Source organism: Streptococcus sp. BS35b (assembly GCF_000286475.1).
Classification (GTDB): domain Bacteria; phylum Bacillota; class Bacilli; order Lactobacillales; family Streptococcaceae; genus Streptococcus; species Streptococcus oralis_W.
Genome location: NZ_ALKH01000001.1, coordinates 226,733 through 253,094, shown reverse-complemented (window position 1 = coordinate 253,094; position 26,362 = coordinate 226,733). Strand labels below are relative to the sequence as shown.

General features: G+C 39.8%; 18 protein-coding genes and 1 pseudogene. 13 read left to right on the top strand and 6 right to left on the bottom strand.

The annotated features are described in order from the left end of the window. Positions 1 to 8 precede the first annotated feature (8 nt). The 4 genes from HMPREF1149_RS03425 to nrdH form a co-directional block, all read right to left on the bottom strand. Positions 9 to 776, bottom strand: coding sequence for a DeoR/GlpR family DNA-binding transcription regulator (locus HMPREF1149_RS03425; protein WP_000917585.1), 768 nt, complete (start codon positions 774 to 776; stop codon positions 9 to 11). 139 nt (positions 777 to 915) lie between these two features. Next, positions 916 to 1,878 (bottom strand): class 1b ribonucleoside-diphosphate reductase subunit beta, encoded by a 963-nt coding sequence (gene nrdF, locus HMPREF1149_RS03420; protein WP_000451372.1) that lies wholly within the window; start codon positions 1,876 to 1,878, stop codon positions 916 to 918. 194 nt (positions 1,879 to 2,072) lie between these two features. Beyond that, on the bottom strand, positions 2,073 to 4,232 hold the full coding sequence (gene nrdE, locus HMPREF1149_RS03415; RefSeq protein ID WP_000523235.1) for a class 1b ribonucleoside-diphosphate reductase subunit alpha: 2,160 nt from the start codon (positions 4,230 to 4,232) through the stop codon (positions 2,073 to 2,075). 80 nt (positions 4,233 to 4,312) lie between these two features. Continuing rightward, on the bottom strand, positions 4,313 to 4,531 hold the full coding sequence (nrdH, locus tag HMPREF1149_RS03410) for a glutaredoxin-like protein NrdH (protein ID WP_000259240.1): 219 nt from the start codon (positions 4,529 to 4,531) through the stop codon (positions 4,313 to 4,315). A 361-nt stretch (positions 4,532 to 4,892) separates the two neighbouring features. Here nrdH and HMPREF1149_RS03405 point away from each other — a divergent pair, with 361 nt between their 5' ends. The 7 genes and pseudogenes from HMPREF1149_RS03405 to HMPREF1149_RS03375 all read left to right on the top strand — a co-directional run bounded on the left by HMPREF1149_RS03405 (position 4,893) and on the right by HMPREF1149_RS03375 (position 16,746). Further along, positions 4,893 to 5,156 (top strand): phosphocarrier protein HPr, encoded by a 264-nt coding sequence (locus tag HMPREF1149_RS03405; RefSeq protein WP_000146948.1) that lies wholly within the window; start codon positions 4,893 to 4,895, stop codon positions 5,154 to 5,156. Positions 5,157 to 5,161: 5 nt separating this feature from the next. Continuing rightward, positions 5,162 to 6,895, top strand: coding sequence for a phosphoenolpyruvate--protein phosphotransferase (ptsP, locus tag HMPREF1149_RS03400; protein ID WP_007519770.1), 1,734 nt, complete (start codon positions 5,162 to 5,164; stop codon positions 6,893 to 6,895). Between the two features lie 258 nt (positions 6,896 to 7,153). Continuing rightward, on the top strand, positions 7,154 to 9,691 hold the full coding sequence (locus HMPREF1149_RS03395) for a pneumococcal-type histidine triad protein (protein ID WP_000700233.1): 2,538 nt from the start codon (positions 7,154 to 7,156) through the stop codon (positions 9,689 to 9,691). A 188-nt stretch (positions 9,692 to 9,879) separates the two neighbouring features. Further along, positions 9,880 to 10,797, top strand: a complete 918-nt coding sequence (locus tag HMPREF1149_RS03390) for a metal ABC transporter substrate-binding protein (RefSeq protein ID WP_000747441.1) — start codon at positions 9,880 to 9,882, stop codon at positions 10,795 to 10,797. Between the two features lie 7 nt (positions 10,798 to 10,804). Next, a complete protein-coding gene (locus HMPREF1149_RS03385; protein WP_000700251.1) occupies positions 10,805 to 13,306 on the top strand; it encodes a pneumococcal-type histidine triad protein in 2,502 nt (833 codons plus the stop codon). Between the two features lie 256 nt (positions 13,307 to 13,562). Continuing rightward, a pseudogene (locus HMPREF1149_RS03380) lies at positions 13,563 to 13,679 on the top strand (adhesin); the annotation flags it as partial. 19 nt (positions 13,680 to 13,698) lie between these two features. Continuing rightward, entirely contained in the window at positions 13,699 to 16,746 is a 3,048-nt protein-coding gene (locus tag HMPREF1149_RS03375) for a pneumococcal-type histidine triad protein (RefSeq protein WP_000731460.1), read from the top strand. A gap of 36 nt (positions 16,747 to 16,782) precedes the next feature. Here HMPREF1149_RS03375 and pepT read toward each other — a convergent pair whose 3' ends face one another. Next, on the bottom strand, positions 16,783 to 18,006 hold the full coding sequence (gene pepT, locus HMPREF1149_RS03370) for a peptidase T (RefSeq protein ID WP_000121373.1): 1,224 nt from the start codon (positions 18,004 to 18,006) through the stop codon (positions 16,783 to 16,785). 356 nt (positions 18,007 to 18,362) lie between these two features. Here pepT and pitA point away from each other — a divergent pair, with 356 nt between their 5' ends. The 6 genes from pitA (at position 18,363) to hemH (ending at position 25,877) form a co-directional block, all read left to right on the top strand. Beyond that, positions 18,363 to 20,933, top strand: a complete 2,571-nt coding sequence (gene pitA, locus HMPREF1149_RS0101900) for a PI-2 pilus tip adhesin PitA (protein ID WP_001025900.1) — start codon at positions 18,363 to 18,365, stop codon at positions 20,931 to 20,933. After that, positions 20,933 to 21,484 carry a PI-2 pilus system signal peptidase SipA gene (gene sipA / locus HMPREF1149_RS03365; RefSeq protein ID WP_000924783.1) on the top strand — a complete coding sequence of 184 codons (552 nt, stop codon included), beginning with the start codon at positions 20,933 to 20,935 and terminating at the stop codon, positions 21,482 to 21,484. The genes pitA and sipA overlap by 1 nt, the downstream gene beginning before the upstream one ends. Further along, a complete protein-coding gene (locus HMPREF1149_RS03360) occupies positions 21,484 to 22,740 on the top strand; it encodes a DUF7601 domain-containing protein (protein ID WP_009066820.1) in 1,257 nt (418 codons plus the stop codon). The genes sipA and HMPREF1149_RS03360 overlap by 1 nt, the downstream gene beginning before the upstream one ends. Positions 22,741 to 22,757: 17 nt before the next feature. Then, a complete protein-coding gene (srtG1, locus tag HMPREF1149_RS03355) occupies positions 22,758 to 23,759 on the top strand; it encodes a PI-2 pilus system class B sortase SrtG1 (protein WP_000851045.1) in 1,002 nt (333 codons plus the stop codon). A 73-nt stretch (positions 23,760 to 23,832) separates the two neighbouring features. Beyond that, on the top strand, positions 23,833 to 24,705 hold the full coding sequence (srtG2, locus tag HMPREF1149_RS03350) for a PI-2 pilus system class B sortase SrtG2 (RefSeq protein WP_000218040.1): 873 nt from the start codon (positions 23,833 to 23,835) through the stop codon (positions 24,703 to 24,705). 77 nt (positions 24,706 to 24,782) lie between these two features. Next, complete coding sequence (gene hemH / locus HMPREF1149_RS03345) at positions 24,783 to 25,877, top strand: ferrochelatase (RefSeq protein ID WP_000709209.1); 1,095 nt, start codon at positions 24,783 to 24,785, stop codon at positions 25,875 to 25,877. A 42-nt stretch (positions 25,878 to 25,919) separates the two neighbouring features. On the opposite strand, the gene mscL is transcribed toward hemH, so the two are convergent. Then, the gene (gene mscL / locus HMPREF1149_RS03340; RefSeq protein WP_000910210.1) at positions 25,920 to 26,300 is read right to left on the bottom strand and encodes a large conductance mechanosensitive channel protein MscL; all 381 of its coding nucleotides are present in this window, start codon (positions 26,298 to 26,300) and stop codon (positions 25,920 to 25,922) included. Positions 26,301 to 26,362: the final 62 nt, after the last annotated feature.

Here is a 26,362-nt window from a genome sequence, read left to right as displayed (position 1 = left end):
GGGAATTTTTATGGTTTTGATAAAAGAATGGTTGTTTGTTTCGACAGGTCTTCAAATGTCTCCTGACTCAGTTTGGAATCTGAAACGATTGTATCAATCTCTGAGATATTGTAGAAGGTGTAAAAATCAAACTTATTAAACTTACTGTGGTCTGCCAGTAAGTATTTTTTATTGGCATTGTTCAAGGCGATTCGTTGTACCTCGCCCTCTTCTTCACTGAAAGTAGCAATTGCCTTATCTTTAATACCATTACAACTTACAAAAGCTTTAGAAAACTGAAGATTGGTCAAATCCTGTAAGGTAAGTGTTCCTACAAAAGCACCAGTGATAGAGCGATAATTTCCACCAATCAAGATCAAATCTGTTAGTTTTCGTTCGTTTAGGATGAGAAAGACTGGAAGACTGTTTGTTACAACACGAATATTATCAATTGGGAGCTCACGAGCAAAACATTCTAAGGTTGTTCCTGGCCCGATAAAAATGGTTTCACCTTCGTCAATCAAATGACCAGCAAAACGGCTAATTTCTTGTTTTTCAGCAATCTGCAAGCCTTGTTTTTCAACATTTGAGCGTTCGTTGTTTAAGAGAGAACCTGTACGAAGTTTTTCAGCGCCACCGTGCACACGAACCAGCAAATCTTTGTCTGCTAATTCTTGTAAGTAGCGGCGAGCTGTCATATCTGACACATCAAGACTCTCCATAATCTCTTTTACAGTAATAGTGCCTTTTGTGTTTACTGCTTCTAGAATACTATCTAGTTTTTCTTGCTTTAGCATCCTTATCACCTCGATTTCTACTATTATTATCTTACCATAAAACGCTCAATCAATCAAATAGAAAAAAACAAAAGAAAACAAAAACAAAAATATCATGGTTATTTTAAACAAACCATGATATTTTGAATGATTGGTCAAATTAGTCCAAACCGTAGTTGTAATCCTCGTCTTGCATGGCTTCAACTTCACCAAGGAGGTATCCATTTCCGACTTGAGAGAAGAAGTCGTGGTTAGAAGTTCCTGTTGAGATTCCGTTCATGACGATAGGATTGACATCATCAGCTGAATCTGGGAAGAGCGGATCTTGTCCTAGGTTCATAAGCGCCTTATTGGCATTGTAACGAAGGAAGGTTTTAACTTCCTCAGTCCAGCCAACACCGTCATAGAGGCTTTCTGTATAGCCCTCTTCGTTCTCGTAGAGAGTGTAGAGCAGGTCGTACATCCATTCTTTGAGCTTTTCTTGCTCTTCTTCAGGTAATTCATTGAAACCAAGTTGGAATTTGTAACCAATGTAGGTTCCGTGAACAGACTCATCACGAATGATCAGTTTGATGATTTCCGCAACATTAGCCAGTTTGTTGTTACCAAGATAGTAAAGCGGTGTAAAGAAACCAGAGTAGAAGAGGAAGGTTTCAAGGAAAACGCTGGCAACTTTCTTTTCTAGAGGGCTACCATTGAGGTAGATCTCATTGATAATTTCCGCTTTTCTTTGTAGGTAGGGGTTAGTGTTGGTCCATTCAAAAATTTCTTCAATCTCAGCCTTGGTATTCAAGGTAGAGAAGATAGAAGAATAAGATTTTGCATGGACAGATTCCATAAACTGGATGTTGTTGAAAACAGCTTCCTCATGTGGCGTACGGATGTCTGCGCGAAGCGCTTGAACCCCTGTTTCAGATTGCATGGTATCCAAAAGGGTCAAACCACCAAAGACTTTTCCAACCAAGTCTTTTTCTTTGTTTGATAGTTTTCTCCAGTCGTCTAGGTCATTTGACAAGGGGATACGCGTATCGAGCCAGAATTGCTCTGTCAGCTTTTCCCAAGTTGATTTGTCGATGACATCTTCGATGGCATTCCAGTTAATGGCTTTGTAGTAAGTTTCCATTTGAAATCTCTTTCTGTATGTAATAATGCGATTGTCGAATCATCTCTATTTTATCATAGTCTGAGAAGAGTATCGCACAAAAAGTCGGAAGCCCGACTTTTTAGTTTTTCATAGTATTTAAGATACTTATCAAGTTTTTTCTGGTGAGTAACTTAATCAGTAGTCTGAGAAAATGTGGTTGCCTCAGATAAAAATTAAATCACACAGCTTTCACATTGGTTAGCACCGACTTCTCCACCGTCGTCTGTAAAGGTACGGACGTAGTAGATAGACTTGATACCCTTGTTAAAGGCATAGTTACGGAGGATAGATAGGTCACGTGTCGTTTGTTTGTTTTCTTTCTTCCATTCGTAAAGACCTTTTGGAATGTCGCTACGCATGAAGAGAGTGAGTGAAAGTCCTTGGTCCACGTGCTCAGTCGCAGCAGCATAAACATCAATCACCTTGCGCATATCCATGTCATAAGCAGAAGTGTAGTAAGGGATAGTATCTGTTGACAAGCCTGCAGCGGGATAGTATATTTTACCGATTTTCTTCTCTTGACGTTCTTCGATACGTTGTGTAATCGGGTGGATAGAAGCAGAAACGTCGTTGATGTAGCTGATAGAACCATTTGGAGCAACAGCTAGACGGTTTTGGTGGTAAAGTCCATCTGCTTGAACCTTTTCGCGAAGTTCAGCCCAATCAGCAGAACTCGGAATAAAGACGTCTTTGAAGAGTTCTTTAACACGGTCTGATTTTGGAACAAATTCGCCAGTTACATACTTGTCAAAGTAGCTTCCGTTAGCATAGTCTGATTTTTCAAAGTTGTGGAAGGTGATGCCACGTTCGCGCGCGATATTGTTTGACTCAACCAAGGTCCAGTAGTTCATAAGCATAAAGTAGATGCTTGTAAATTCAATTGACTCAGGTGATCCGTACTCAATCAGTTGTTGGGCAAGGTAGCTATGAAGCCCCATGGCACCAAGACCAAAGGTGTGAGCTAAACTGTTTCCGTGGTCGATAGTAGGAACAGCTACGATGTGTGAACTATCTGTAACGAAAGTTAAAGCACGAACCATCGCACGGATAGAACGACCAAAGTCAGGTGAAGTCATCATGTTGACCACGTTGGTTGATCCAAGGTTACATGAAACGTCCGTTCCCATTTGAAGGAATTCTTGAGCATCGTTGATTAAGCTTGGTTCTTGAACTTGAAGAATCTCAGAACACAAGTTACTCATGATAATCTTACCATCTACTGGGTTCGCACGGTTGGCTGTATCAATGTTGACTACATAAGGGTAACCAGATTCTTGTTGCAATTTAGAGATTTCAGTTTCCAAATCACGCGCCTTGATTTTTGTCTTGCGGATATTTGGATTTGCGACTAATTCATCGTATTTTTCAGTGATGTCGATGTAGTTGAATGGTACACCGTACTCAAGCTCTACAGAGTAAGGGCTAAAGAGATACATTTCTTCATTTTTACGAGCTAATTCGTAGAATTTATCTGGTACCACAACTCCAAGTGAGAGGGTCTTAACACGAACCTTTTCATCGGCATTTTCTTTCTTAGTTGAAAGGAAAGCGATGATATCTGGGTGAAAGACGTTGAGGTAGACAACCCCGGCACCTTGACGTTGCCCGAGTTGGTTTGAGTAAGAGAAGCTGTCTTCAAAAAGCTTCATAACTGGTACGACACCAGAAGCAGCACCTTCATAACCTTTGATAGGAGCTCCAGCTTCACGAAGGTTGCTGAGGGAAATTCCCACACCACCACCGATACGTGAAAGTTGAAGAGCAGAGTTGATAGAACGTCCGATAGAGTTCATGTCATCAGTTACTTGAATCAAGAAACAAGAGACCAACTCCCCACGACGAGCACGGCCTGCGTTCAAAAAGGAAGGAGTAGCTGGTTGGTAGCGTTGGTGGATGATTTCATTGGCAATATCAGTCGCGATCGCTTCATCCCCGTCAGCAAAGTAAAGTGCATTAAAGAAGACACGGTCTTCCATACTTTCAAGGTAATATTCACCGTCGTTAGTCTTCAAGGCGTACTGGTTGTAAAACTTATAGGCTGCCATGAATGATTTGAATTGGAAGTTTTGGTCTTTGATAAATTGATGCAATTCTTCCAAAAACTCTGGACGGTACTTCTTGAGAAATGCAGTTTCAATATAGTTATGTTCAATAAGGTAGTTGATTTTATCAGTAATTGAATCAAAAACCATAGTGTTTGGAATTACATTTTCTTTAAAGAAGGCATCCAAGGCTTCTTTATCTTTATGAAGCATGATTTGTCCATTGACAGGACGGTTGATTTCGTTATTGAGACGGAAGTAAGTCACGTCCTCAAGATGTTTTAATCCCATAAAATTTCCTTTATCTAATTACAAAAGAAAGGCCTCTAAGTTAGCCCTAGAAGCAATCTCTTCTGGATGATGTACTAAGATTATGCTAATTGTTTCAGTTTTCCTGGTTGGAAACCTGAAAAGACTTCAGTTGGTGTTTGGATAACAGGAGCAGCGCTGAAACCAAGCTCTTTAACTTGATCTATGTACTCTGGTTGCTCGTCGAGATTGATCTCACGATAAGCGACATTGTTGCTGTCCAAGAAACGTTTGGTCATCTTACATTGGACGCAGTTATTTTTAGAATAAACGGTTACCATTTTCGTAACTCCTCTTTCAAAATAGATTACTTTCTTAGTATATCAGAAAAAAAAACTTTGTCAAACTTTTTAAACTAAATCTTGTGCTAAAAAGTTACAGTTTTGAAATCAAAACACAAGATATAGTGTTTTTTGAAACATAAATTTTGACTTCCGTTGAATTGTCAAACTTTCTCAAAATAAAAAAACTACATACTGTATATTGGCAATATAAATAGAAGATTTTCAGCAAGTTATCAGAAAGGAAAACGAAGAAAGTCCATAAAATACTTGAAAAATTATCTAGAAGGTGATATAATACAGTCTTGTAAGGGTTATCACATATAATCCAAATAAGAAACAATTAAAGGAGAGTCAAACTATGGCTTCTAAAGATTTCCACGTAGTGGCAGAAACAGGTATTCATGCACGTCCAGCAACATTGTTGGTTCAAACAGCTAGCAAATTTGCTTCAGATATCACTCTTGAGTACAAAGGTAAATCAGTAAACCTTAAATCAATCATGGGTGTTATGAGTCTTGGTGTTGGCCAAGGTGCTGATGTTACAATTTCAGCTGAAGGTGCAGATGCTGACGATGCAATCGCTGCAATCACTGAAACTATGGAAAAAGAAGGATTGGCATAAGGAAAATGACAGAAATGCTTAAAGGAATCGCAGCATCTGACGGTGTTGCAGTTGCAAAAGCATATCTACTCGTTCAACCGGATTTGTCATTTGAGACTGTTACAGTCGAAGATACAAACGCAGAAGAAGCTCGCCTTGATGCCGCTCTAAAAGCATCACAAGACGAGCTTTCTGTTATTCGTGAGAAAGCAGTAGGTACGCTCGGTGAAGAAGCAGCTCAAGTTTTTGACGCTCACTTAATGGTTCTTGCTGACCCAGAGATGATCAGCCAAATCAAGGAAACAATCCGTGCGAAGAAAGTGAATGCAGAAGCAGGTCTGAAAGAAGTGACAGACATGTTTATCACTATCTTTGAAGGCATGGAAGACAACCCATACATGCAAGAACGTGCAGCGGATATCCGCGACGTGACGAAGCGTGTATTGGCAAATCTCCTTGGTAAGAAATTGCCAAACCCAGCTTCTATCAATGAAGAAGTGATCGTGATTGCGCATGACTTGACTCCTTCAGATACAGCTCAATTGGACAAAAACTTTGTAAAAGCTTTTGTAACCAACATCGGTGGACGTACAAGCCACTCAGCTATCATGGCGCGTACACTTGAAATCGCGGCAGTATTGGGTACAAACAACATCACTGAAATTGTTAAAGATGGTGATATCCTTGCTGTTAACGGTATCACTGGTGAAGTGATTATCAACCCAACTGATGAGCAAGCGGCAGAATTCAAGGCTGCTGGTGAAGCTTATGCGAAGCAAAAAGCTGAATGGGCACTTTTGAAAGATGCTCAAACAGTGACTGCTGATGGTAAACACTTTGAATTGGCTGCTAATATCGGTACTCCAAAAGACGTTGAAGGTGTCAATGCCAACGGTGCCGAAGCTGTCGGTCTTTACCGTACAGAGTTCTTGTACATGGATTCTCAAGACTTCCCAACAGAAGACGAGCAGTATGAAGCTTACAAAGCCGTACTTGAAGGAATGAACGGTAAACCTGTTGTCGTTCGTACAATGGATATCGGTGGAGATAAGGAACTTCCTTACTTCGATATGCCTCACGAAATGAACCCATTCCTTGGATTCCGTGCCCTTCGTATCTCTATTTCTGAAACTGGAGATGCTATGTTCCGCACTCAAATCCGTGCCCTTCTTCGTGCGTCTGTACACGGTCAATTGCGTATCATGTTCCCAATGGTTGCGCTCTTGAAAGAATTCCGTGCAGCGAAAGCAGTCTTTGACGAAGAAAAAGCAAACCTTCTTGCTGAAGGTGTTGCAGTTGCGGATAATATCCAAGTTGGTATCATGATCGAGATTCCTGCAGCGGCTATGCTTGCAGACCAATTTGCTAAAGAAGTTGACTTCTTCTCAATTGGTACAAACGACTTGATCCAATACACAATGGCAGCAGACCGTATGAATGAGCAAGTTTCATACCTTTACCAACCATATAACCCATCAATCCTACGTTTGATTAACAACGTTATCAAAGCAGCTCACGCTGAAGGTAAATGGGCAGGTATGTGTGGTGAGATGGCTGGTGACCAAAAAGCTGTTCCACTTCTTGTCGGAATGGGCTTGGATGAGTTCTCTATGTCAGCAACATCTGTCCTTCGTACACGTAGCTTGATGAAGAAACTCGACACAGCTAAGATGGAAGAGTACGCAAACCGTGCCCTTACAGAATGCTCAACAATGGAAGAAGTTCTTGAACTTCAAAAAGAATACGTTGACTTTGATTAATTGAAAGGTCCTTGCAACTCAGTTGCAGGGATTTTTTGTTTTAAAAATTTGGTGATTGATTTTCAATATAGGATTCTCAAATCAGACTGTTCAGATAGAAGACAGTGTAGAAAACAAAAAAATCGTTAACTAGTTCATAAAATTCTTGACAAGTTGAATATTTAGGAGTAAACTATTAACCAGTTAACTTTTAGAGAGGAGTTTCTGCAATTTAGAAATGAATTGCAACTAGAAATATCAAAAAGAAAGAGAGTTTCGATGAAAATTAATAAAAAATACCTAGCAGGTTCTGCGGCAGCTTTAATTTTAAGTGTCTGTTCTTATGAGTTAGGACTGTATCAAGCTAGAATGGTCAAGGAAAATAACCGTGTGTCTTACGTTGATGGTAAACAAGCGGCACAAAAAACGGAGAATCTAACTCCTGATGAGGTTAGTAAAAAAGAAGGCATCAATGCCGAACAAATCGTCATCAAGATCACGGATCAAGGTTATGTGACTTCTCATGGGGATCATTATCATTACTATAATGGCAAGGTCCCTTATGACGCTATCATTAGTGAAGAGTTGCTGATGAAGGATCCAAACTATACACTCAAAGACGAAGATATTGTCAGTGAAATCAAGGGTGGTTATGTTATCAAGGTAGATGGAAAATACTATGTCTACCTTAGGGATGCCGCCCATGCAGATAATGTTCGTACAAAAGAAGAAATCAATCGACAAAAACAAGAGCATAGTCAGCATCGTGAAGGAGGAACTTCAGCAAACGATGGTGCGGTAGCCTTGGCACGTTCACAAGGACGCTATACCACAGATGATGGCTACATCTTTAATGCTTCTGATATCATTGAAGATACTGGTGATGCTTATATCGTTCCTCACGGCGACCATTACCATTATATTCCTAAGAGTGAGTTATCAGCCAGCGAATTGGCTGCTGCAGAAGCCTTCCTATCTGGTAGAAGTGGTCAATCAAATACGCCTACTTATCGCCGTACCAATGGCAACAGTGCTAGCAGTGATATAGATAGATGGACCCCATCCTATAATAATCAAGGTAGTGGCTATACGAACACGCCTAACAACAGTAACAGTAGCGACGATAGTCAAGCGAGTCAAAGTGATGAGGATATTGATGGCCTTCTGAAACAACTTTATAGTTTGCCACTCAGCCAACGACACGTAGAATCTGATGGCCTTGTCTTTGATCCAGCACAAATCACAAGTCGAACAGCTAGAGGTGTTGCAGTACCTCATGGGGACCATTACCATTTTATCCCTTATTCACAGATGTCTGAATTGGAAGAACGAATCGCTCGCGTCATCCCACTTCGCTATCGTTCGAACCATTGGGTGCCGGATTCAAGGCCAGCAGAACCAAATCCACAACCGACTCCGGAACCTAGTCCAAGCCCGCAACCTGCACCAAATCCTCAGCCAGCTCCAAGCAATCCAATTGACGATAAATTGGTTAGACAGGCGATTCGAAAAGTAGCCGATGGCTATGTATTTGAGGAGAATGGAACCACACGTTATATTCCTACCAAGGAACTTTCAGCAGAAACTGCTGCAGCCATTGATAGTAAACTAGCCAAGCAAGAAAGTTTAACTCATAAGCTTGGATCTAAGAAAACTAACCTTCCATCTGGCGATCGAGGATTTTACAATAAGGCTTATGATTTACTAGCAACAGTTCATCAAGACTTACTTGATAATAAAGGGCGCCAAGCTGATTTTGACGCTTTGGATAAACTGTTGGAACGACTCAATGATGCCTCAAGTGATAAAGTTAAGTTGGTCGAAGATATACTTGCATTTCTAGCACCGATTCGTCATCCAGAACGTCTAGGAAAACCAAATGCGCAAATTGCCTACACTGATGATGAGATTCAAGTGGCCAAGTTGGCAGGTAAGTATACAACAGAAGACGGTTATATCTTTGATTCTCGTGATATCACCAGTGATGAGGGGGATGCCTATGTAAATCCGCATATGACCCACAGTCATTGGATTAAGAAAGATAGTTTGTCTGAAGCCGAGAAAGCGGCAGCCCAGGCTTATGCTAAAGAGAAAGGCTTGACTCCTCCTTCGACAGACCATCAGGATTCAGGAAATACTGAGGCAAAAGGAGCAGAAGCTATCTACAACCACGTGAAAGCAGCTAAGAAGGTGCCCCTTGATCGTATGCCTTATAATCTCCAACATACTGTGGAAGTCAAAAATGGTAGTTTAATCATACCTCATTATGACCATTACCATAACATCAAATTTGAGTGGTTTGACGAAGGACTTTATGAGGCACCTAAGGGGTATAGTCTAGAAGATCTCTTTGCGACTGTCAAGTACTATGTCGAACATCCAAACGAACGTCCGCATTCAGATAGTGGTTGGGGCAATGCAAGTGACCATGTTCAAAGAAACCAAAATGGTCAAGCTGATACCAATCAAACAGAAAAACCATCAGAGGAGAAACCTCGGACAGACAAACCTGAGGAAGAAAAGCCACGCGAAGAGAAGCCTCAAAGTGAGAAACCAGAATCTCCAAAACCAACTGAGGAGCCGGAAGAAGAATCACCAGAGGAACCAGAAAAACCTCAGGTCGAGACTGAAAAGGTTGAAGCGAAGTTAAGAAAAGCTGAAGATTTACTTGCAAAAATTCAAGACCCCATCGTCAAGTCTAACGCTAACGAAACTCTTACTGGATTAAAGAATAATCTATTGTTTGGCGCTCAAGACAACAATACTATTATGGCAGAAGCTGAAAAGTTGTTGGCTTTATTAAAGGAGAGTAAGTAAAGGTAGCAGTATTTTCTAACTCCTAAAAACAGGATAGGAGAACGGGAAAACGAAAAATGAGAGCAGAATGTGAGTTCTAGTTCTCATTTTTTTCATGAAAATGTGCAAAATATCTTGACAGATAGTGTAAATAAAGATAAACTATTTACTGGTTAATTAATCAGTTAAACACTAGTTAAGGAGTAATGATGAAAAAAAGAACAATACTATTATTGATGACCAGTGTGTTGGCTCTTGTCTTAGGAGCATGTGGTCAAAAAGAAAAACAAGAAGCAAAAGGGATGAAGATTGTAACAAGTTTTTACCCGATCTATGCCATGGTCAAAGAGGTATCGGGGGACTTGAATGATGTTCGGATGATTCAGTCAAGTAACGGGATTCACTCCTTTGAACCGTCAGCAAATGACATTGCTGCCATTTATGACGCGGATGTTTTTGTCTACCATTCTCATACGCTTGAATCTTGGGCAGGAAGTCTGGATCCAAATTTGAAAAAATCAAAAGTTAAAGTTTTAGAGGCTTCTGAAGGAATGACATTGGACCGTGTACCAGGTTTGGAGGATGTAGAAGCTGGTGACGGTATTGATGAAAAAACACTTTACGACCCGCACACTTGGTTAGATCCTGAAAAAGCAGGAGAAGAAGCCCAGATTATCGCTGACAAACTTTCAGAGGTTGATAGTGAGCACAAGGAAACTTACCAAAAAAATGCTCAAGCCTTTATCAAAAAAGCTCAGGAATTGACTAAGAAATTCCAGCCTATTTTTGAAAAAGCGAGTCAAAAGACCTTTGTTACGCAACACACAGCCTTTTCTTACCTCGCTAAACGTTTTGGTTTGAAACAACTTGGTATTGCAGGGATTTCCCCTGAACAAGAGCCAAGTCCGAGACAGTTGACAGAAATCCAAGAATTTGTCAAAACTTATAATGTCAAAACGATCTTTACTGAGAGCAATGCTTCCTCTAAAGTTGCTGAAACCTTAGTCAAATCAACAGGAGTTAGCCTAAAGACACTCAATCCTTTAGAAGCAGACCCTGAAAACGACAAAACGTACTTAGAAAACCTAGAAGAAAATATGAATGTTCTTGCAGAAGAATTAAAATGAGGAGATTATGAAAATTAATAAAAAATACCTAGCAGGTTCTGCGGCAGCTTTAATTTTAAGTGTCTGTTCTTATGAGTTAGGACTGTATCAAGCTAGAACAGTCAAGGAAAATAACCGTGTGTCTTACGTTGATGGAAAACAAGCAGCGCAAAAAACGGAGGATCTAACTCCTGATGAGGTTAGTAAAAAAGAAGGCATCAATGCCGAACAAATCGTCATCAAGATTACAGACCAGGGATATGTCACTTCACACGGTGACCACTATCATTATTACAATGGTAAGGTTCCTTACGACGCTATCATCAGTGAAGAGTTGCTGATGAAGGATCCAAATTATACACTAAAAGATGAGGATATTGTCAGTGAAATCAAGGGTGGTTATGTCATCAAGGTAGATGGGAAATACTATGTCTACCTTAAGGATGCGGCCCATGCAGATAATGTCCGTACGAAAGAAGAAATCAATCGACAAAAACAAGAGCATAGTCAGCATCGTGAAGGAGGAACTTCAGCAAACGATGGTGCGGTAGCCTTGGCACGTTCACAGGGACGCTATACCACAGATGATGGTTATATCTTTAATGCCTCTGATATCATTGAAGATACTGGTGATGCTTATATCGTTCCTCATGGCAACCATTACCATTACATTCCTAAGAGCGAGTTATCAGCCAGCGAATTGGCTGCAGCAGAAGCCTTTCTATCTGGTAGAAGCGGCCAATCAAATACGCCTACTTATCGCCGTAGCAATAACAACAGTGCTAGCAGCGATGTAGATAGATGGACTCCATCCTATAATAATCAAGGTAACAGCTATACGAACACGAACACAGCTAACAACAGTAGCGACGATAACCAAGCAAGTCAGAGTGATGAGGATATTGATAGCCTTCTGAAACAACTTTACGCCTTGCCACTCAGCCAACGACATGTCGAATCAGATGGACTTGTCTTTGATCCAGCACAGATCACAAGAAAAACTGCGAATGGTGTTGCAGTACCTCATGGCGACCATTACCATTTTATCCCTTACTCTCAAATGTCTGAATTAGAGCAGAAGATTGCGAGAATGATTTCTGTAAAAGGACAAGATAATGGAAACAACAGGCCAGTAAATACTCAAAAGCCAGCAAACAGTACAGTTGAGCATACATTTTTAGGAAATTCAATTAAGGCTTATGGTAAAGGTCTGGATGGTAAACCATACGACACTAGTGATGGATATGTATTCAGTAAAGATTCTATCTATTCAGTTGATAAATCAGGCATTATAGCGAGACATGGAAATCATTTCCATTATGTGGGATTTGGAGAGTTAGAACAATTTGAATTAGATGAAGTTAGCAAATGGATGAAGGAAAAAGGTCAACCTAATGAGAGTGTTATTCCTTCAGAGAATATGGATAACAAAGAAAAACCAAAATTTGATTCAAAAAAAGTGACTGGTAAAGTGACTAAAGATGGTAAAGTTGGCTATGTTCTTAAAGAAAACGGAAAAAAATACTTCTACTCTCGAGATGAACTTGATCTTACTCAAATTGCTTTTTCTGAACAAGAACTTATGCTTAAGGATCGAGATCATTATCGCTATGATATTGTGGACACAGGGATCAAACCAAGATTGGCTGTAGATGTCTCAAGTTTGCCGATGCATGCGGCGAATACTACCTATGATACCGGCACTTCATTCATTATCCCACACATTGATCATATTCACGTTGTGCCTTACTCATGGTTAGAGCCTAATCAAATTGCGACTATTAAATATGTCATGCAACACCCTGAGGTTCGTCCCGAAGTTTGGTCTAAGCCGGGTCACGAGGACTCAGGTTCCGTTATTGCTAATGTAACTCCTCTTGAAAAACGTGCTGGAATGCAGAATTGGCAAATTATCCATTCTGCCGAAGAAGTTCAGAAAGCTCTTGCAGAAGGTCGATTTGCAACTCCAGATGGTTATATTTTTGATCCGAAAGATGTATTGGCAAAAGAAACTTTTGTATGGGGAGACAAATCATTTAGTATTCCAAGAGCTGGTGGAGGTTCATTGAGAAGTATCACTCAATCCGACTTGTCAGAAGCAGAATGGAAACAAGCGCAAGACTTAATAGCCAAAAGAATGAAAGAAAAAGAATCCAAAACTGAAACGTCTACGCATCCTAATGAAGAATTAAAACCTGATTCAAACAATACTGAAAATAGTGATAAGAATAAGACTACTGTAGATAAAACTGAGGAGCAACCGAAGAAAAATATAGGGGAAAATGAGACTGGTACAACCAACGAAATTCCTTCAGAAAATAAAGAAAAGTCCAAAGAAGAAAATGACGATGATTTACCAAACTATGGGTTAGATAAAGTAACTTTAAATGAACATATAGAAAAGTTAGCGAAAATTGCTCAAATTGATCCTAAGTTTCTAATCTTTCAACCAGAAGGGGTTCAGTTTTACAATAAAAATGGAGAATTAGTAATGTATGATATTAAGACTCTTAAACAAATAAAACCTTAAAAGATTTTTATTAGTTATAATCTATTCGAAAGGATATTGTTCTATTTTTGATAGAATAATGTCCTTTTCTTTGTTAAAAAAACTGGGGTTTACTGTCTTAAAAAATGAATCAAAGAGTCCTAAAACAGTGATTTTATTTTTGACGATTAAAAATCTTGACTTATTAAATAAAAAAAGATAAACTATTTACTAGTTAATTAAATGGTTAAACACTAGTTAAGGAGTTGTGGTGAAAAAGAGAACGATTTTAGTATTGATGACCAGTGTATTGGTTCTAGTATTAGCTGCTTGTGGTCAAAAGGAAAGCCAGACAGGTAAAGGGATGAAAATTGTGACCAGTTTCTATCCTATCTACGCTATGGTTAAGGAAGTATAATGAGGAGATAATGAAAATGAAGAAGAAATACCTTGCAGCAGGATCGGCTCTTGTCCTTTCCCTAAGCCTATGCATCTATGCATTGAACCAACATCAGGTAGAAGGAAACAAAGATAATAACCGTGTGTCTTATGTCAATGGGAAGCAAGACACTCAAAAAACAGAGAATCAGACACCAGATCAAGTTAGCAAAAAAGAAGACATTCAGGCTGAACAAATTGTTGTAAAAATTACCGATCAAGGTTATGTGACTTCACATGGTGATCATTTCCATTATTACAATGGTAAAGTTCCTTTTGATGCGATTTTCAGTGAAGAACTTCTGATGAAAGATGCCAATTATCAACTGAAAGACGCTGATATTGTCAATGAAATCAAAGGTGGCTACATTATCAAGGTGGATGGTAAGTATTATGTTTACCTTAAGGATGCAGCACATGCTGATAACGTTCGTACGAAGGACGAAATTGAACGCCAAAAACAAGGTCATACTCATGATGCGCCAACCTCTAACAGTGCAGTGGCGCTTGCTCAATCGCAAGGACGCTATACTACCGATGATGGTTACATCTTTAACCCATCAGATATTATAGAGGATACTGGTGATGCTTATATTGTCCCTCATGGTGGACATTACCACTACATTCCTAAGAGTTCCTTGTCTGCTAGCGAATTGGCTGCTGCCCAAGCCTACCTCTCTGGAACTAGAAAACAAGCAAGTGTGACTGACTATCGTCCGACTCCAAACACAACTAGTCAAACTAGCAATCTGAGTCAAGAAGCTGAAACGCCAATCAATCCAGAAGAGAGCTTACAGAGTCTATTGCAGCAACTCTATGCTCTTCCAAGTAGTCAACGTTATGCTGAATCAGATGGCTTGATTTTTGACCCTGCTAAGATTTCAAGCAGAACACCAAGTGGCGTAGCGATTCCACACGGAAATCACTATCATTTCATCCCATATACAAAACTTTCTGCCTTGGAAGAAAAGATTGCGCGTATGATTCCTTTAAATAGCGACAGTGGGAAGCCAACACCTTTGGAAAACCCAAGTAAACCAGCAGAACATCCAGCTCAACAAGATCATCATCATGACCAAGACGGTAACCATGGAAGTCTGGATACCAACCATGAAGACCATGACCACGATGGAGAGGAGCATGAACACCACCACGGTGAAGAACATGATCATGGTTTTGCAGCTGACCGTGTTATTAGTGAAGATGAGCAAGGGTTTGTAGTTTCTCATGGAGATCACGCTCATTATTTCTTTAAGAAGGACTTGACTGCATCCCAAATCAAAGCTGCCCAAGATCACTTGAAAGAAAATCATCAGCCTCAGCACGTTCAACCACTTGCAAAGACTGTGGAAAGTTTCTCAAGAGATGCTAGCGATGAAGAAAAAATCAAGTATATCTCACAGACCTACGGGGTTCCGCTCGAAGCGATTCGCATTTCAAATGGATTCTTTGTCTTTGGAAATCCGGATCAAGCCTATGATCCAACCCATATCCATCCCTATGCCGTTCGAAAAGAACATGTTCGTATTCCTCTCCAAACTGGAAATCCAGAACTGGATTTCCTAAATGAACTTTATACGACTGCACTACGTGATGGGGTGTCTCCTTATAGTTTGCAAGTAGAAAATGGTAGTTTTGTGATTCCTCACGGAGACCACAATCACTACATCAAGGTTCAAACCAAGGGCTATGAAGTGGCTTTGAAAAACAAGATTCCGGCCCTACAATCGACCTATCAACCTGGGGCTTTTGATGAACAAACTGTTCTATCTAAAGTGGATCAACTGTTAGCAGATAGCAGAAATCTCTACAAAGACCAGCCAATCATGCAGAGACGTGTTGAACTTGCTTTGGGGCAGTTCACCGAAAATATGAAAAAACTGGCAACAAACTCAACTGCTGGATATCTAGCAGCCTTGGATCTCTTTGATAAACAGTATATCCATGTGGATCAAAGTGTGGCACCGGTTGAAACTTCACCTTTAGATAAGAAGTACCAAGCCCTAGTAGATAAGATCAATACACTGGATACAGATACTTATGGCCTGCCTAAGAAAGATCTTTTGGTACATTTGCAGGAAGCAAAACTAGCACAAGATGAGACAGAGTTGGATGCCATTGAAACAAAACTTCAGGCCTTGCAAGATTTCCGAGATCGGACAGGAGTCACAACAGTAGAGTACATCAAGTACTTCTACGAACATGTGTCTGATGGTCGTTTGAGAGAAGAACTTCGGAACCGTGTTGCCAAGTTGACATGGGAACTTTACCAGTCACAATCTTTCCTCAAAGCAACCGACTTGAACAAGTTATTCCCAACTATTTACCAAACTAAGCTAGAAGTAGAAGAAGCTCTCAAAGAAGAACCCGTATCTACAAAAGCTGGTAAGACTATTCTAGATACGGAAAAAGTAGATAGTCAAACTGCTAAGACCGCCATCTATGAATTCCTAAAAGAACTCTACGGTGATTTTATGCCAGAAGAGCGGGTTAGCCATGTTAAGAAGGGAGAAGTGGATGCTCTCCTAACTAAAGCTGATCAACTCCTAGCACGTGTCAAAGAAGATGGTGTCAAACAATCCCTAGCTGAAGAAGCAGCTAATATCAAAGCGGCTACTGAAAAGGAAAATGCAGACCTTGACGAAGCTAAAACACAACTTGAGGATCTCTTGAATCGTATTGCAGCGACTATCCAACGAGAGGAAAAAGAAGCAGAACAAGATCCGCAAACCGTGATCATCTACCAAAAACTCTATAATGTCTTGCTCTCTCTTCACAAGTACTTAGAGGATAACAAAGGATCCGATGCTGACTTTGAACGTGTTGATGGCCTATTTGATCAACTTGCAGCCAAAAGCAGTGATAAAGAAGGTCTCCTCACTCTAGCTAAAGAAATCATTAGCTTGAACCAGGAACTTCGTTCAAAAGCAAGTGAAACTGATAGCCAATCTAAGTCTGAGAAAGACAGTGAAACAGCTGCTTCTCAACCAACAGAAAAGCAAGCGCAAAGTGAGTCTGAGACAAGTGCTCAACCAAATGAATAAAAAGAAAGGCGAAGTAGCTGAGCTACCTCGTCTTTTTTAGTCTTTATAAGATACAATGCCAATGATGGTATCCACCGCACGCTCCATAGTCTGAAGGCTAACGTATTCAAAACGTCCATGCATGTTTTCACCACCAGCAAAGATATTAGGAGTTGGAATTCCCATAAAGGAAATCTTAGACCCATCTGTTCCACCACGGATTGGTTCGATAATTGGCGTGATACCTAAATCTTCCATAACAGCCTTAGCAATGGTAACAGGCATCATGTCTTTCTCAATGACTTCCTTCATATTGTAGTACTGGTCTGTCAGAGTCAAGCTAACGCGATCATTCCCAAGCTCTTGATTCATCTTATCAGCAATAGATTGCATAGCTGCTTTACGAGCTTCAAAGGAATCCTTTTCAAAGTCACGAATGATGTAGCTTGCACGCGCCTCTTCGACACTACCTGACACATCCATAAGATGATAGAAACCTTGGTAACCATCTGTCAGTTCAGGTCGGTCATTCTCTGGAAGTTGATTATGAAAATCAATTGCTAGCTGAAGGGCATTGACCATTTGACCCTTTGCAGTACCAGGGTGGACATTGCGCCCTTGAAAATGGAGTTCAGCAGCTGCTGCTGAGAAAGTTTCGTACTGAAGCTCACCTAGCGGACCACCATCAACAGTATAGGCAAAGTCAACGTCAAAATCTTCTGCATCAAACTTGTTAGCTCCAACGCCAATTTCTTCATCTGGACCAAAACCAACTCGAATCTCACAGTGTTTGATTTCGGGATGAGCTGTCAAATATTCGATAGCAGTCATAATTTCAGCAATTCCAGACTTGTCATCAGCACCTAGCAAGGTCGTGCCATCTGTTGTGATAAGCGTTTGACCTAGATATTTTTCAAGGCTCTTGAAATCAGCAGGATCCAGTTTAAATCCAGAATTACCTAAGTCGATAGCTCCGCCATCGTAGTTTTCAATCACCTGTGGATTAACTCCCTCAGCATTAAAGTCAGCTGTATCCATGTGGGAGATAAATCCAATCTTACGTGTCAGGCTGGGATCATTAGCTGGTAAGGTACCAATAGCAAAACCATTTGGTAGGTAGTAGACGTTTTGCAGGCCGACACGTTTCATTTCAGGAATAAGAACATTAGTCGCAAAATCTACCTGGCTCTGCGTACTTGGAGTAGTAGTAGAGTGTTCATCAGAACGTGTATTGACCTTAACGTAGGTCAGAAAACGTTCCAAAAGGTTCGGATAAGACATAAAAACTCCTTTTTTATCATAAAATAGGATACAAAACTTCGGAAAAATATGATTTGAGAAATTTTATGAATTTTGAAAAAATATAATAATTCAAATTCAGAAGACTTTCAAAAAATTTTCTGAGTTATTAGAATGAAATATATGCATCTATATTTTGTGATATATTTTACCATTTTTTCCATTTTACCACAGAAAACATTGAAAAACAAAGAAGAATCATACTTTTTTGTAATTTATAATAACATGTTTTCAAACACATTGATTGACATGCGCTCAACATTATTATATAATTAACCTATGGATGTTTCAAATTTATATAGTAACAGATTTAAACATATTCTAGTAAGGGAGATAGCATGAACATTCAATATGATTTTAAGAAAATTCAATATTTCACCAGTCGTTTAGTTATCTTTCTAGCTATTCTTTTTTTGTGTGCACCGATTAATTCTTTACATGCAGAATCAACAACGGAACCTCAGACAACTCTTCGCAAAACGATTACTCCAATTCAGGGGCAGGAAGACCAGTATGAGTTGTCACTGGATATCACATCTAAACTGGGAACGGAAACCCAGTCAGAACCCTTGGATGTTGTCCTAGTTGCCGATCTTTCAGGGAGTATGAAAGAGCAAGATGTGTGGTCATCTTACACTTCAAGTTATGTAAGTAGAATTGAAGCACTAAAACATACACTTAGAGGTGTAAACGGTCGTCAGGGACTCATTGATACAATTCTTTCTAACTCTCAAAACCGTCTATCTATAGTTGGGTTTGCCGGAAAAATTGATAACGTTTATGAAGATTACAACTATTACGGAACAAGATATGGGTGGCCAAATTGGGCTGGTTGGTATTCGAATATTTCTCCATATGATGATGCTAAAACTTTAGTAGCTTGGAGTACTGATTCTAATAGTTCAAAAAATATTGTTAGTTCGTTGACAATTGCTGACTCCAATCGTTCTTATGGTATGAACGCTGGTATCGGTACTGGTACAAATATAAATGCTGGATTAACTGAAGCTCAAAAATTATTGCAAAGTGCAAGGACAGGGGCGAAAAAAGTAATTATTCTGCTATCAGATGGCGAAGCTAATATGTATTACGATCATAGTAGCGGGAGGACGATATACAATTATTCTTCTAATCCAAACGTGGGACGTACAATTGATACACCAGATTGGTTTACTTCCGGTTTAGAGAGAGGTATGGGAAGTATTTCTAGTTTAATAGCTCCGAAAATAGATGGCTTCTATTCAATTAAATTCAAATACATAGGCTCAAAAGATAGTATTACATCCCTTAAGGAATATATCGGTGGTTATAATTCCACAATCCCGAATGAAATCCTTTCAGCAAGCGATGAAAATCAACTGCAACAAAAATTCAAAGAAATCACCGATAAAATTCTACCTCTAGGCGTACACCATGTAACTATATCAGATGTCTTGTCCAAGTACGTGCAGCTGTTACCGGGTAATGCTTCACGCCTTCGTGTCGTCAAAATAAAGGATGGTAATGAGGAAGAACTGACAACTAATCAAGTGACGATTGAAAGTAAGAAGAACGAACAGGGATTAGTGGAAGTAACAGCCAAGTTTGATCCGAGTTACACTTTGGAGGATGACGCCAAGTACGTTCTCAAGTTTACTGTCACCTCTACCCAAGAAGCCTTTGATGCGATTGCAGGTGATAAGACACTTACTAGTGATGATGCCGAAGGAGCCGATGCTACTAAACTCTACTCCAACAAGGGGGCAAAAGTTGCCTATTCCTATGGTATTGGGACCTCACGTACCAAAACAAAAGACTATTCTGAGAAGCCCACTTTCAAGCCGTCAGATCCATTGACGATTTCGGTTGAAGTTGAATGGAAAGGTGTCGATGGGAAATCAAATCCATCAGCAAATCGTCCACCTAGTGTCGAATTAAAATTAAACCAAAAGAAAGATGGAAGTACAAAGGATTCCTATCGAAAGGTCACTAGTCCAGTTCAAACGAATAGTTTTACTGAAAATGCTAGTTTTGCAAAGGTAGCCAAGGGATATGACTACGAACTGAAAGCACCAGACGCTCCGGGCTACACAGTCGAAGTTCAAAAGACAGGTACGAAAGAGAAACCATCCTTCAAAGTTATTTACCGACAGCTTCCAAGCCTCACCATAAAGAAAATCCTAGAAGGTGAGCAATCACCTAATAAGTATTTCACAATTAATGTTACCCTTTCAGATAAGGATGGCAAGCCGATTAATGGCAAGTTTGGGAATACAATAGTGACTAATGGAAAAGCGCAGATTTCTCTCAAAAATGGTCAAGAAACTGCCCTCAAATATCTGCCTCGTGATACCCACTATAAGGTAGAAGAAGTAGAGAACTCTAGAGCAGGATATCATGTTACCTATGAAAAACAAGAGGGGACTTTGTCAGAGGATGTTCAAACAATCGTCACCAACCACAGACTTCCGATACTTTCAGTCACAAAAAAAGTTACAGGTGCCTTTGCTAATCTTTTGCAATACTTTAAGATTACCATTAACGTAAAGGATGCGCAAAATAAACCATTGAATGGATCGTATAGTGCAATAGTAAATAATCAAAAAACAACCCTAAAATTTACTAATGGTAAGGCAACAGTCGATTTAAAGAAAGATAAAACCATTAAAATTTTCGACCTTCCTCTAAATGCCCAGTACAGTATCGAAGAAGAAGCAAGTTCGTCTCGTGGGTATCAGGTGTCCTATAAAAATAAAGAAGGCAAGCTTGATAAGGATAAGTCTGCGACAGTCACGAATAATAAAAACAGCGTACCTGAAACGGGAATTGACTTCTTGAGTAGCACTCTCGTGCTTGGAGTCGTTCTTCCTCTAGGAGGGATCTTCTTTATCATCTTACTTGGTCACCTTGTGGTGAATAGGAGGAAGTGATGCTGCTTAAAAAGAAACATAAGAAACCAGTAACGCAAGTCAATCGGGATAAGTCTCCGCCGAGTGTCTGGGGAGATATCCTTTACTTAGTCAGTAAACTTCTGATGGTTGGGGTTGTACTAGCCACCCTTTACTTTTTCGTCTTTGGACTATTAAGATACAATGACGATGGCATGAAGCCCGCCTTAAAAGATGGCGACTTGGTCGTCTATTATAGGTTGGATAAACGCTATTCGATTGGTGATTTGCTAGTCTATAGTTATAAAGGCAAGGAAAGAGTGGCGCGTGTCATAGCAACCGAAGGAAGTACAATCGATATAAACGAAAATGGTCTCATCATCAATGGTTCTCCTCAACAAGAGCAAGATATCTACAAAGAAACGCTGCTCTATAAGGAAGGGGCAACCTTCCCGATGAAAGTCCCAGCAGGACAACTCTTTGTCCTCGGGGATAATCGAACAACGGCTGTAGACAGTCGTGCTTTTGGAACCATCCCTATACAGGATACTCAAGGCAAAGTTGTAACAGTCATTAGAAGACGAGGCTTTTGATGATCATAATGAAAAAAGAAAATAAAAAAACAAAAGGAATAATCATGAAAAAAACATTCTTTAAAAAGCTATTCACTGCAAGTATTGCAGCTATAACCGCTTTGTCGGTGTTCCATGCCCCTATTAGCTTTGCTGACTCAAATGATGATGTAGCGGCAACTGCAACGAGTACAGGTGAGACAAATGCTAAGGTTGCAATTAATAAGACATTGAAGATTGCAGAAGGAATCACAACACCAGAAGCAACATTTACATTCACTTTCACACCACAAACTGGAACATCATCAAATGAGGCTCCTTATGAAACAGGTGTTGACATTCCCAAGAGAACAGTTACATATGGTTCTTCAGATGAATTAAAAGCGGGAGCAGACAGCATTAAAAAAGCAACAGGAGATATTTTTGATGGTGTAACTTATGGGCATGCTGGAGAATATGTTTATAGTGTAAAAGAAGAAAATACAGGTTGGAAACCTATAAATAAAGATGGTAAAGACATCGATAGTATGACCTATGATACTCGGACATACAACATGCATGTTATTGTAAAAAATAAAAAAAATGGTAATGGAACATATATTTCATCAGTATACTTTAGAGAAACAAATAATGCTAGTGGTGCAAAAGTAAAACCATCTACAAATTCTGGAACGTATACGTATGATTTATTTGACAATATTTATCGTAAAGATGCAGGTAAAATTACTCCAAATGAACCAACACCGAATAAACCGAATCCAGATAATCTAGATCCTACAACAAATTCATTGTTCATTAAAAAAGTTGTTTCAGGGGATACTGCTGATAAAACAAAAGATTTTACGTTTAAGATTACCTTTACCAAGTCTTCAACAGCAACTAGTGATACATTTATAGGAAAAGTAAATAATACAGAATATACTTTCACTAGCGGACAAGAAAAGACAATAACACTCCATCATGATCAAATGTTAGTCTTCCAAACTATCCCTGCAGGTACTCGATATACTGTTAAAGAAATTGGAACAGCAGGTTATACTGCATCAGCTACTTATAATGAAAATGGTATAACTAAAGAAGCTACTGGAACTAAAGCTACTGATTTTTCTGTAGATAATTCTTTGATTGGTGAAAAGACAAACAATAATACTATCACAAATACACTACCAGACGTTACCCCTACTGGTCTCTTGATTGATAACCTTCCATTCATTTTGATGATTGGTCTTGGTTTAGCTGGATTTGTTGTCTTGTCTAAAAAACGTAGAGAAGCCTAAACGGCTGGGGGCAAACGATGAAAACCAAGCGTGAGAAACCAAAAAAGAGTCTGTCTAGGCGTCTCGTTCTTGCTGTGGATGGGGTGATCAACCACCTGCTGCTCATTTTTGCAGCTTTGATCTTTCTCTTTGGTTTCTATGCCCTTTGGGATTCCAACCAAGTCTACTCCTTGGCTTCGTCAAGTGAGTACGAAGCTTATCGACCTGTCACGACGCAACAGGATGAGCTAGCTAGCTTTTCAGGCTTCAGCAAACTCCAAGAACTCAATCCCGAAGTCCTCGGTTGGATCAATGTCTATGGTACCAATATCGACTATCCCTTGGTCCAAGCCAAGGACAATGAAAAGTATCTCAACAAGGACTCCAAAGGTGAGTTTGCAGCGACAGGCGCTATCTTTCTCGATGCACGAAATAATCCCAAGTTCGAAGACTTTAATACCATTATCTACGGGCACCACGTAGAAAACGGGGTCATGTTTGGTGATGTGGCTAAGTTTGCTGATCAGGAATTTTTTGACCAGCATCGTTACGGTAGTATATACTACAATGGTGTGGAAAAAGGGCTCGAGATCTTTGAGATGTTGGAGGTCGATGCCTATGACTTTAACATCTATGATCCAGGAATACAGGGTGAGGATCATCAGCAGGCCTATCTAGATCACTTGCTCTCAGTAGCCATGCACAAGCGGGATATCTCGCTCTCGCCAAGTGATCGTATCATCCTACTCAGCACCTGTTTTCTCGATGTGACTAATGGTCGTCATATCGTGGTCGCAAAGATTACAGACACCGTCCCTAAAAATACTTTCCATACAAAAAAATCAAAACCATTCCCATACAGTGTCTTTGATGACTCGTCTCTTGGACGTTTCCTCTCATCAATCCCACTATGGATTTGGTACCTTATCTTGTTTGTATTGTTCTTGCTCTTGATTTTCTTACTCCTTGTCCTCTACTTGATCCTACGTCGTAGAAGAGAGAGTAAGAAAATGCAAGAAGCAGACCCTTTTACTGACTAAGGGTGAATAGAAAAGAGGCGGTTTTGTCCCGCCTCCTTTCCTTTTAAGAAATCTCGCATAGAAAGGAGTGCCGATGACGGTTCAAAAGAGATTGCGGTTCAAAAAAGTATTTCTGGTATTCTTCTGTGTTTTTGTAGCTCTTTTTAGTTGGCAGAGAGCGGAAGCGAGTGACTATGATCACTATAATCCTATTGAAAAGGATGCTTCGAGCACAGGATTTGAAACCCTGCAACAGCTTAATCATGATGTTTGCGGTTGGATTAGCCTAGATGGGACTAAGGTAGACTATCCCCTCTTGCAGAGTCAGGACAATGTCAAATACCTTGACCGCAATGCTTTTGGTGATTATACTGTGTCAGGTTCTATATTCCTAGACTATCGCTTTAATCCCAACTTTACTGATTTTAATACCATCATCTACGGTCACTCTATGGCTTCAGGGGCTATGTTCGGCGAGATTAAGAAATTTGCTGATAAGGAATTCTTCGACCAGCATCGCTATGGTTCTATTTACTACAATGGTCGAGAACGTGGTCTTGAGATTTTTGGGATTTTAGAAGTGGATGCCTATGATACGGAAATTTACCGAACCTTGAGTTCCAACGATGAGGAACACCAGGCCTACTATCAGTATCTGTTGAGTAAAGCCAAGTACAAGCGAGATGTTTCCTTGACTTCAACGGACAAGATTGTTTTATTAAGCACCTGTTTTCTGAATATTACCAACGGCCGTCATATCCTTTTAGCAAAAATAACGGATGCACCAGTAAAAGCAGCACAGGATAAAAGTGGGGAAGCAGTAGGAACACGGTATTTCGATCACGGAATTCCCAGCCATTGGATTTATATCCTAGCCTTTCTACTCCTTATTATCGTCCTCTTACTTCTTATCCTCATCATCCTAATCATGAGACGAGATAAAAAGACTAAAGACAAAAAGAAATAGTAGACGTCGGAAGCGTTTACTATTTTTCTCTTTCATGATAGAATGGATAGTGAAAATAATATCATAAGGATGATAACATGAAAAAAGCCATATTAATGATGACCTTTGGATCTCCAGAGGAGATTAGTTTTGAAGGAGTGGCAGAATTCTTTACAAACATTCGTCGTGGAGTTAGACCCCAAGATCACGAGATTCAGACTCTCTTTGACAACTATGTCCTTATCGGTGGGACGCCCTTGCAGAGGATTACACGTGAGGAGGTTGATTTAGTCAAGGAACGTTTAGGCGAGGAGTACGGTATCTACTTTGCCAACAAATTTTCTCGTCCCTTTATTCCAGACGTGATCAAGCAGATGGAAGCAGATGGTGTTGAAGAATGTATCTGCTTGATTTTGGAACCTCATTATTCTTTTTACTCAGTCATGGGGTATGAAAAGTTTCTGGAAAGCCAGCAGATTCGATTTTTAGTCATTAAGGATTGGTATCAACAGCAGCCTTTGCTGGACTTTTGGACTGACGAGATTAGGAAAATTTTACAAGATCAGGTGGGAGCAGAATCCTTCAAGGTGATCTTTTCAGCCCATAGCGTCCCCATTTTTGCCTTAGACTATGGAGATCCATATATCGATCAGATTTTCGATAATAGCAAGCTAATCGCTGAACAACTCGGTCTAACAGCCGACCAGTATACCAATACTTGGCAGAGCGAAAGCGATATTGGGATCCCTTGGATCAAGCCAGACGTTTTAGAATATTTGCGAGAACAAAAGCAACATCCAGAGCATTATATTTTTGTCCCGATTAGCTTTATTAGTGAACATATCGAAGTCCTTTTTGATAATGATGTGGAATGTTATGATTTATGTCAAGAATTAGGTGTCACCTATCATCGCCCACCTATGCCCAATACGGATAGTCGTTTGATTGACGCTTTAGTTGCTACTGTAAGAGCCAATGAAGACAAAGAATTTAAAGCTTTTCTCCCAGAAGAAGAAACCTTTGATGAGTTAGCTCCTTCAGCAACTACAAAGGACATCATGGAGGAGACAGACGGTCTTCAGATGCCAGAATTTGTCAAAAAACTCATTGAGAAAAAAGGTCGTGAAAATGTAAAGATGCCGTACTTAGTTAAGAAAATGCTGGAAAAGGCTGGTAAGTTACCAAAAGAGTAAAGAAAAAAAGGATTTAGCTTTAAGCTAGATCCTTTATCTGTCTTATTTTTTCTCAAGAAGAGCTTTGATTTCTTGAAGAACTTCAAGTTCAGTTGGAGCAGCAGGAGCTTCCTCAACCACTTCCTCTTTTTTACGAAGATTTTGAGCTTTTTCAATACCTTTGATAACGAAGAAGAGAACTGTACCCACAACAAGGAAGTTGATAACAGCGCTCAAGAAGCTACCGTAACCAACACCATTCCATGAAAGTTCAGCGATACGTTCAACGTTCGCAGCTTTCAAAGCTGGGTTCAAGATAAGTGGAGTGATGATATCGTTAACGAGTGAAGTTACAATAGCACCAAAAGCAGAGGCGATGATTACACCGACAGCAAGATCAACAACATTACCGCGAAGCAAGAATTCTTTTAGGTCCTTTAACATTTTCATAAATTCCTTTCCTAATTTCTAACTAATTATATCCTAAATTGTGACAAAAGGCAACC

What these genes read in the sequence shown, in the direction of transcription:
- HMPREF1149_RS03425 (WP_000917585.1), bottom strand. Translation starts at nt 776, where the DNA reads ATGCTAAAGCAAGAAAAACTAGATAGTATTCTAGAAGCAGTAAACACA.
- nrdF (WP_000451372.1), bottom strand. Translation starts at nt 1,878, where the DNA reads ATGGAAACTTACTACAAAGCCATTAACTGGAATGCCATCGAAGATGTC.
- nrdE (WP_000523235.1), bottom strand. Translation starts at nt 4,232, where the DNA reads ATGGGATTAAAACATCTTGAGGACGTGACTTACTTCCGTCTCAATAAC.
- nrdH (WP_000259240.1), bottom strand. Translation starts at nt 4,531, where the DNA reads ATGGTAACCGTTTATTCTAAAAATAACTGCGTCCAATGTAAGATGACC.
- HMPREF1149_RS03405 (WP_000146948.1), top strand. Translation starts at nt 4,893, where the DNA reads ATGGCTTCTAAAGATTTCCACGTAGTGGCAGAAACAGGTATTCATGCA.
- ptsP (WP_007519770.1), top strand. Translation starts at nt 5,162, where the DNA reads ATGACAGAAATGCTTAAAGGAATCGCAGCATCTGACGGTGTTGCAGTT.
- HMPREF1149_RS03395 (WP_000700233.1), top strand. Translation starts at nt 7,154, where the DNA reads ATGAAAATTAATAAAAAATACCTAGCAGGTTCTGCGGCAGCTTTAATT.
- HMPREF1149_RS03390 (WP_000747441.1), top strand. Translation starts at nt 9,880, where the DNA reads ATGAAAAAAAGAACAATACTATTATTGATGACCAGTGTGTTGGCTCTT.
- HMPREF1149_RS03385 (WP_000700251.1), top strand. Translation starts at nt 10,805, where the DNA reads ATGAAAATTAATAAAAAATACCTAGCAGGTTCTGCGGCAGCTTTAATT.
- HMPREF1149_RS03375 (WP_000731460.1), top strand. Translation starts at nt 13,699, where the DNA reads ATGAAGAAGAAATACCTTGCAGCAGGATCGGCTCTTGTCCTTTCCCTA.
- pepT (WP_000121373.1), bottom strand. Translation starts at nt 18,006, where the DNA reads ATGTCTTATCCGAACCTTTTGGAACGTTTTCTGACCTACGTTAAGGTC.
- pitA (WP_001025900.1), top strand. Translation starts at nt 18,363, where the DNA reads ATGAACATTCAATATGATTTTAAGAAAATTCAATATTTCACCAGTCGT.
- sipA (WP_000924783.1), top strand. Translation starts at nt 20,933, where the DNA reads ATGCTGCTTAAAAAGAAACATAAGAAACCAGTAACGCAAGTCAATCGG.
- HMPREF1149_RS03360 (WP_009066820.1), top strand. Translation starts at nt 21,484, where the DNA reads ATGATCATAATGAAAAAAGAAAATAAAAAAACAAAAGGAATAATCATG.
- srtG1 (WP_000851045.1), top strand. Translation starts at nt 22,758, where the DNA reads ATGAAAACCAAGCGTGAGAAACCAAAAAAGAGTCTGTCTAGGCGTCTC.
- srtG2 (WP_000218040.1), top strand. Translation starts at nt 23,833, where the DNA reads ATGACGGTTCAAAAGAGATTGCGGTTCAAAAAAGTATTTCTGGTATTC.
- hemH (WP_000709209.1), top strand. Translation starts at nt 24,783, where the DNA reads ATGAAAAAAGCCATATTAATGATGACCTTTGGATCTCCAGAGGAGATT.
- mscL (WP_000910210.1), bottom strand. Translation starts at nt 26,300, where the DNA reads ATGTTAAAGGACCTAAAAGAATTCTTGCTTCGCGGTAATGTTGTTGAT.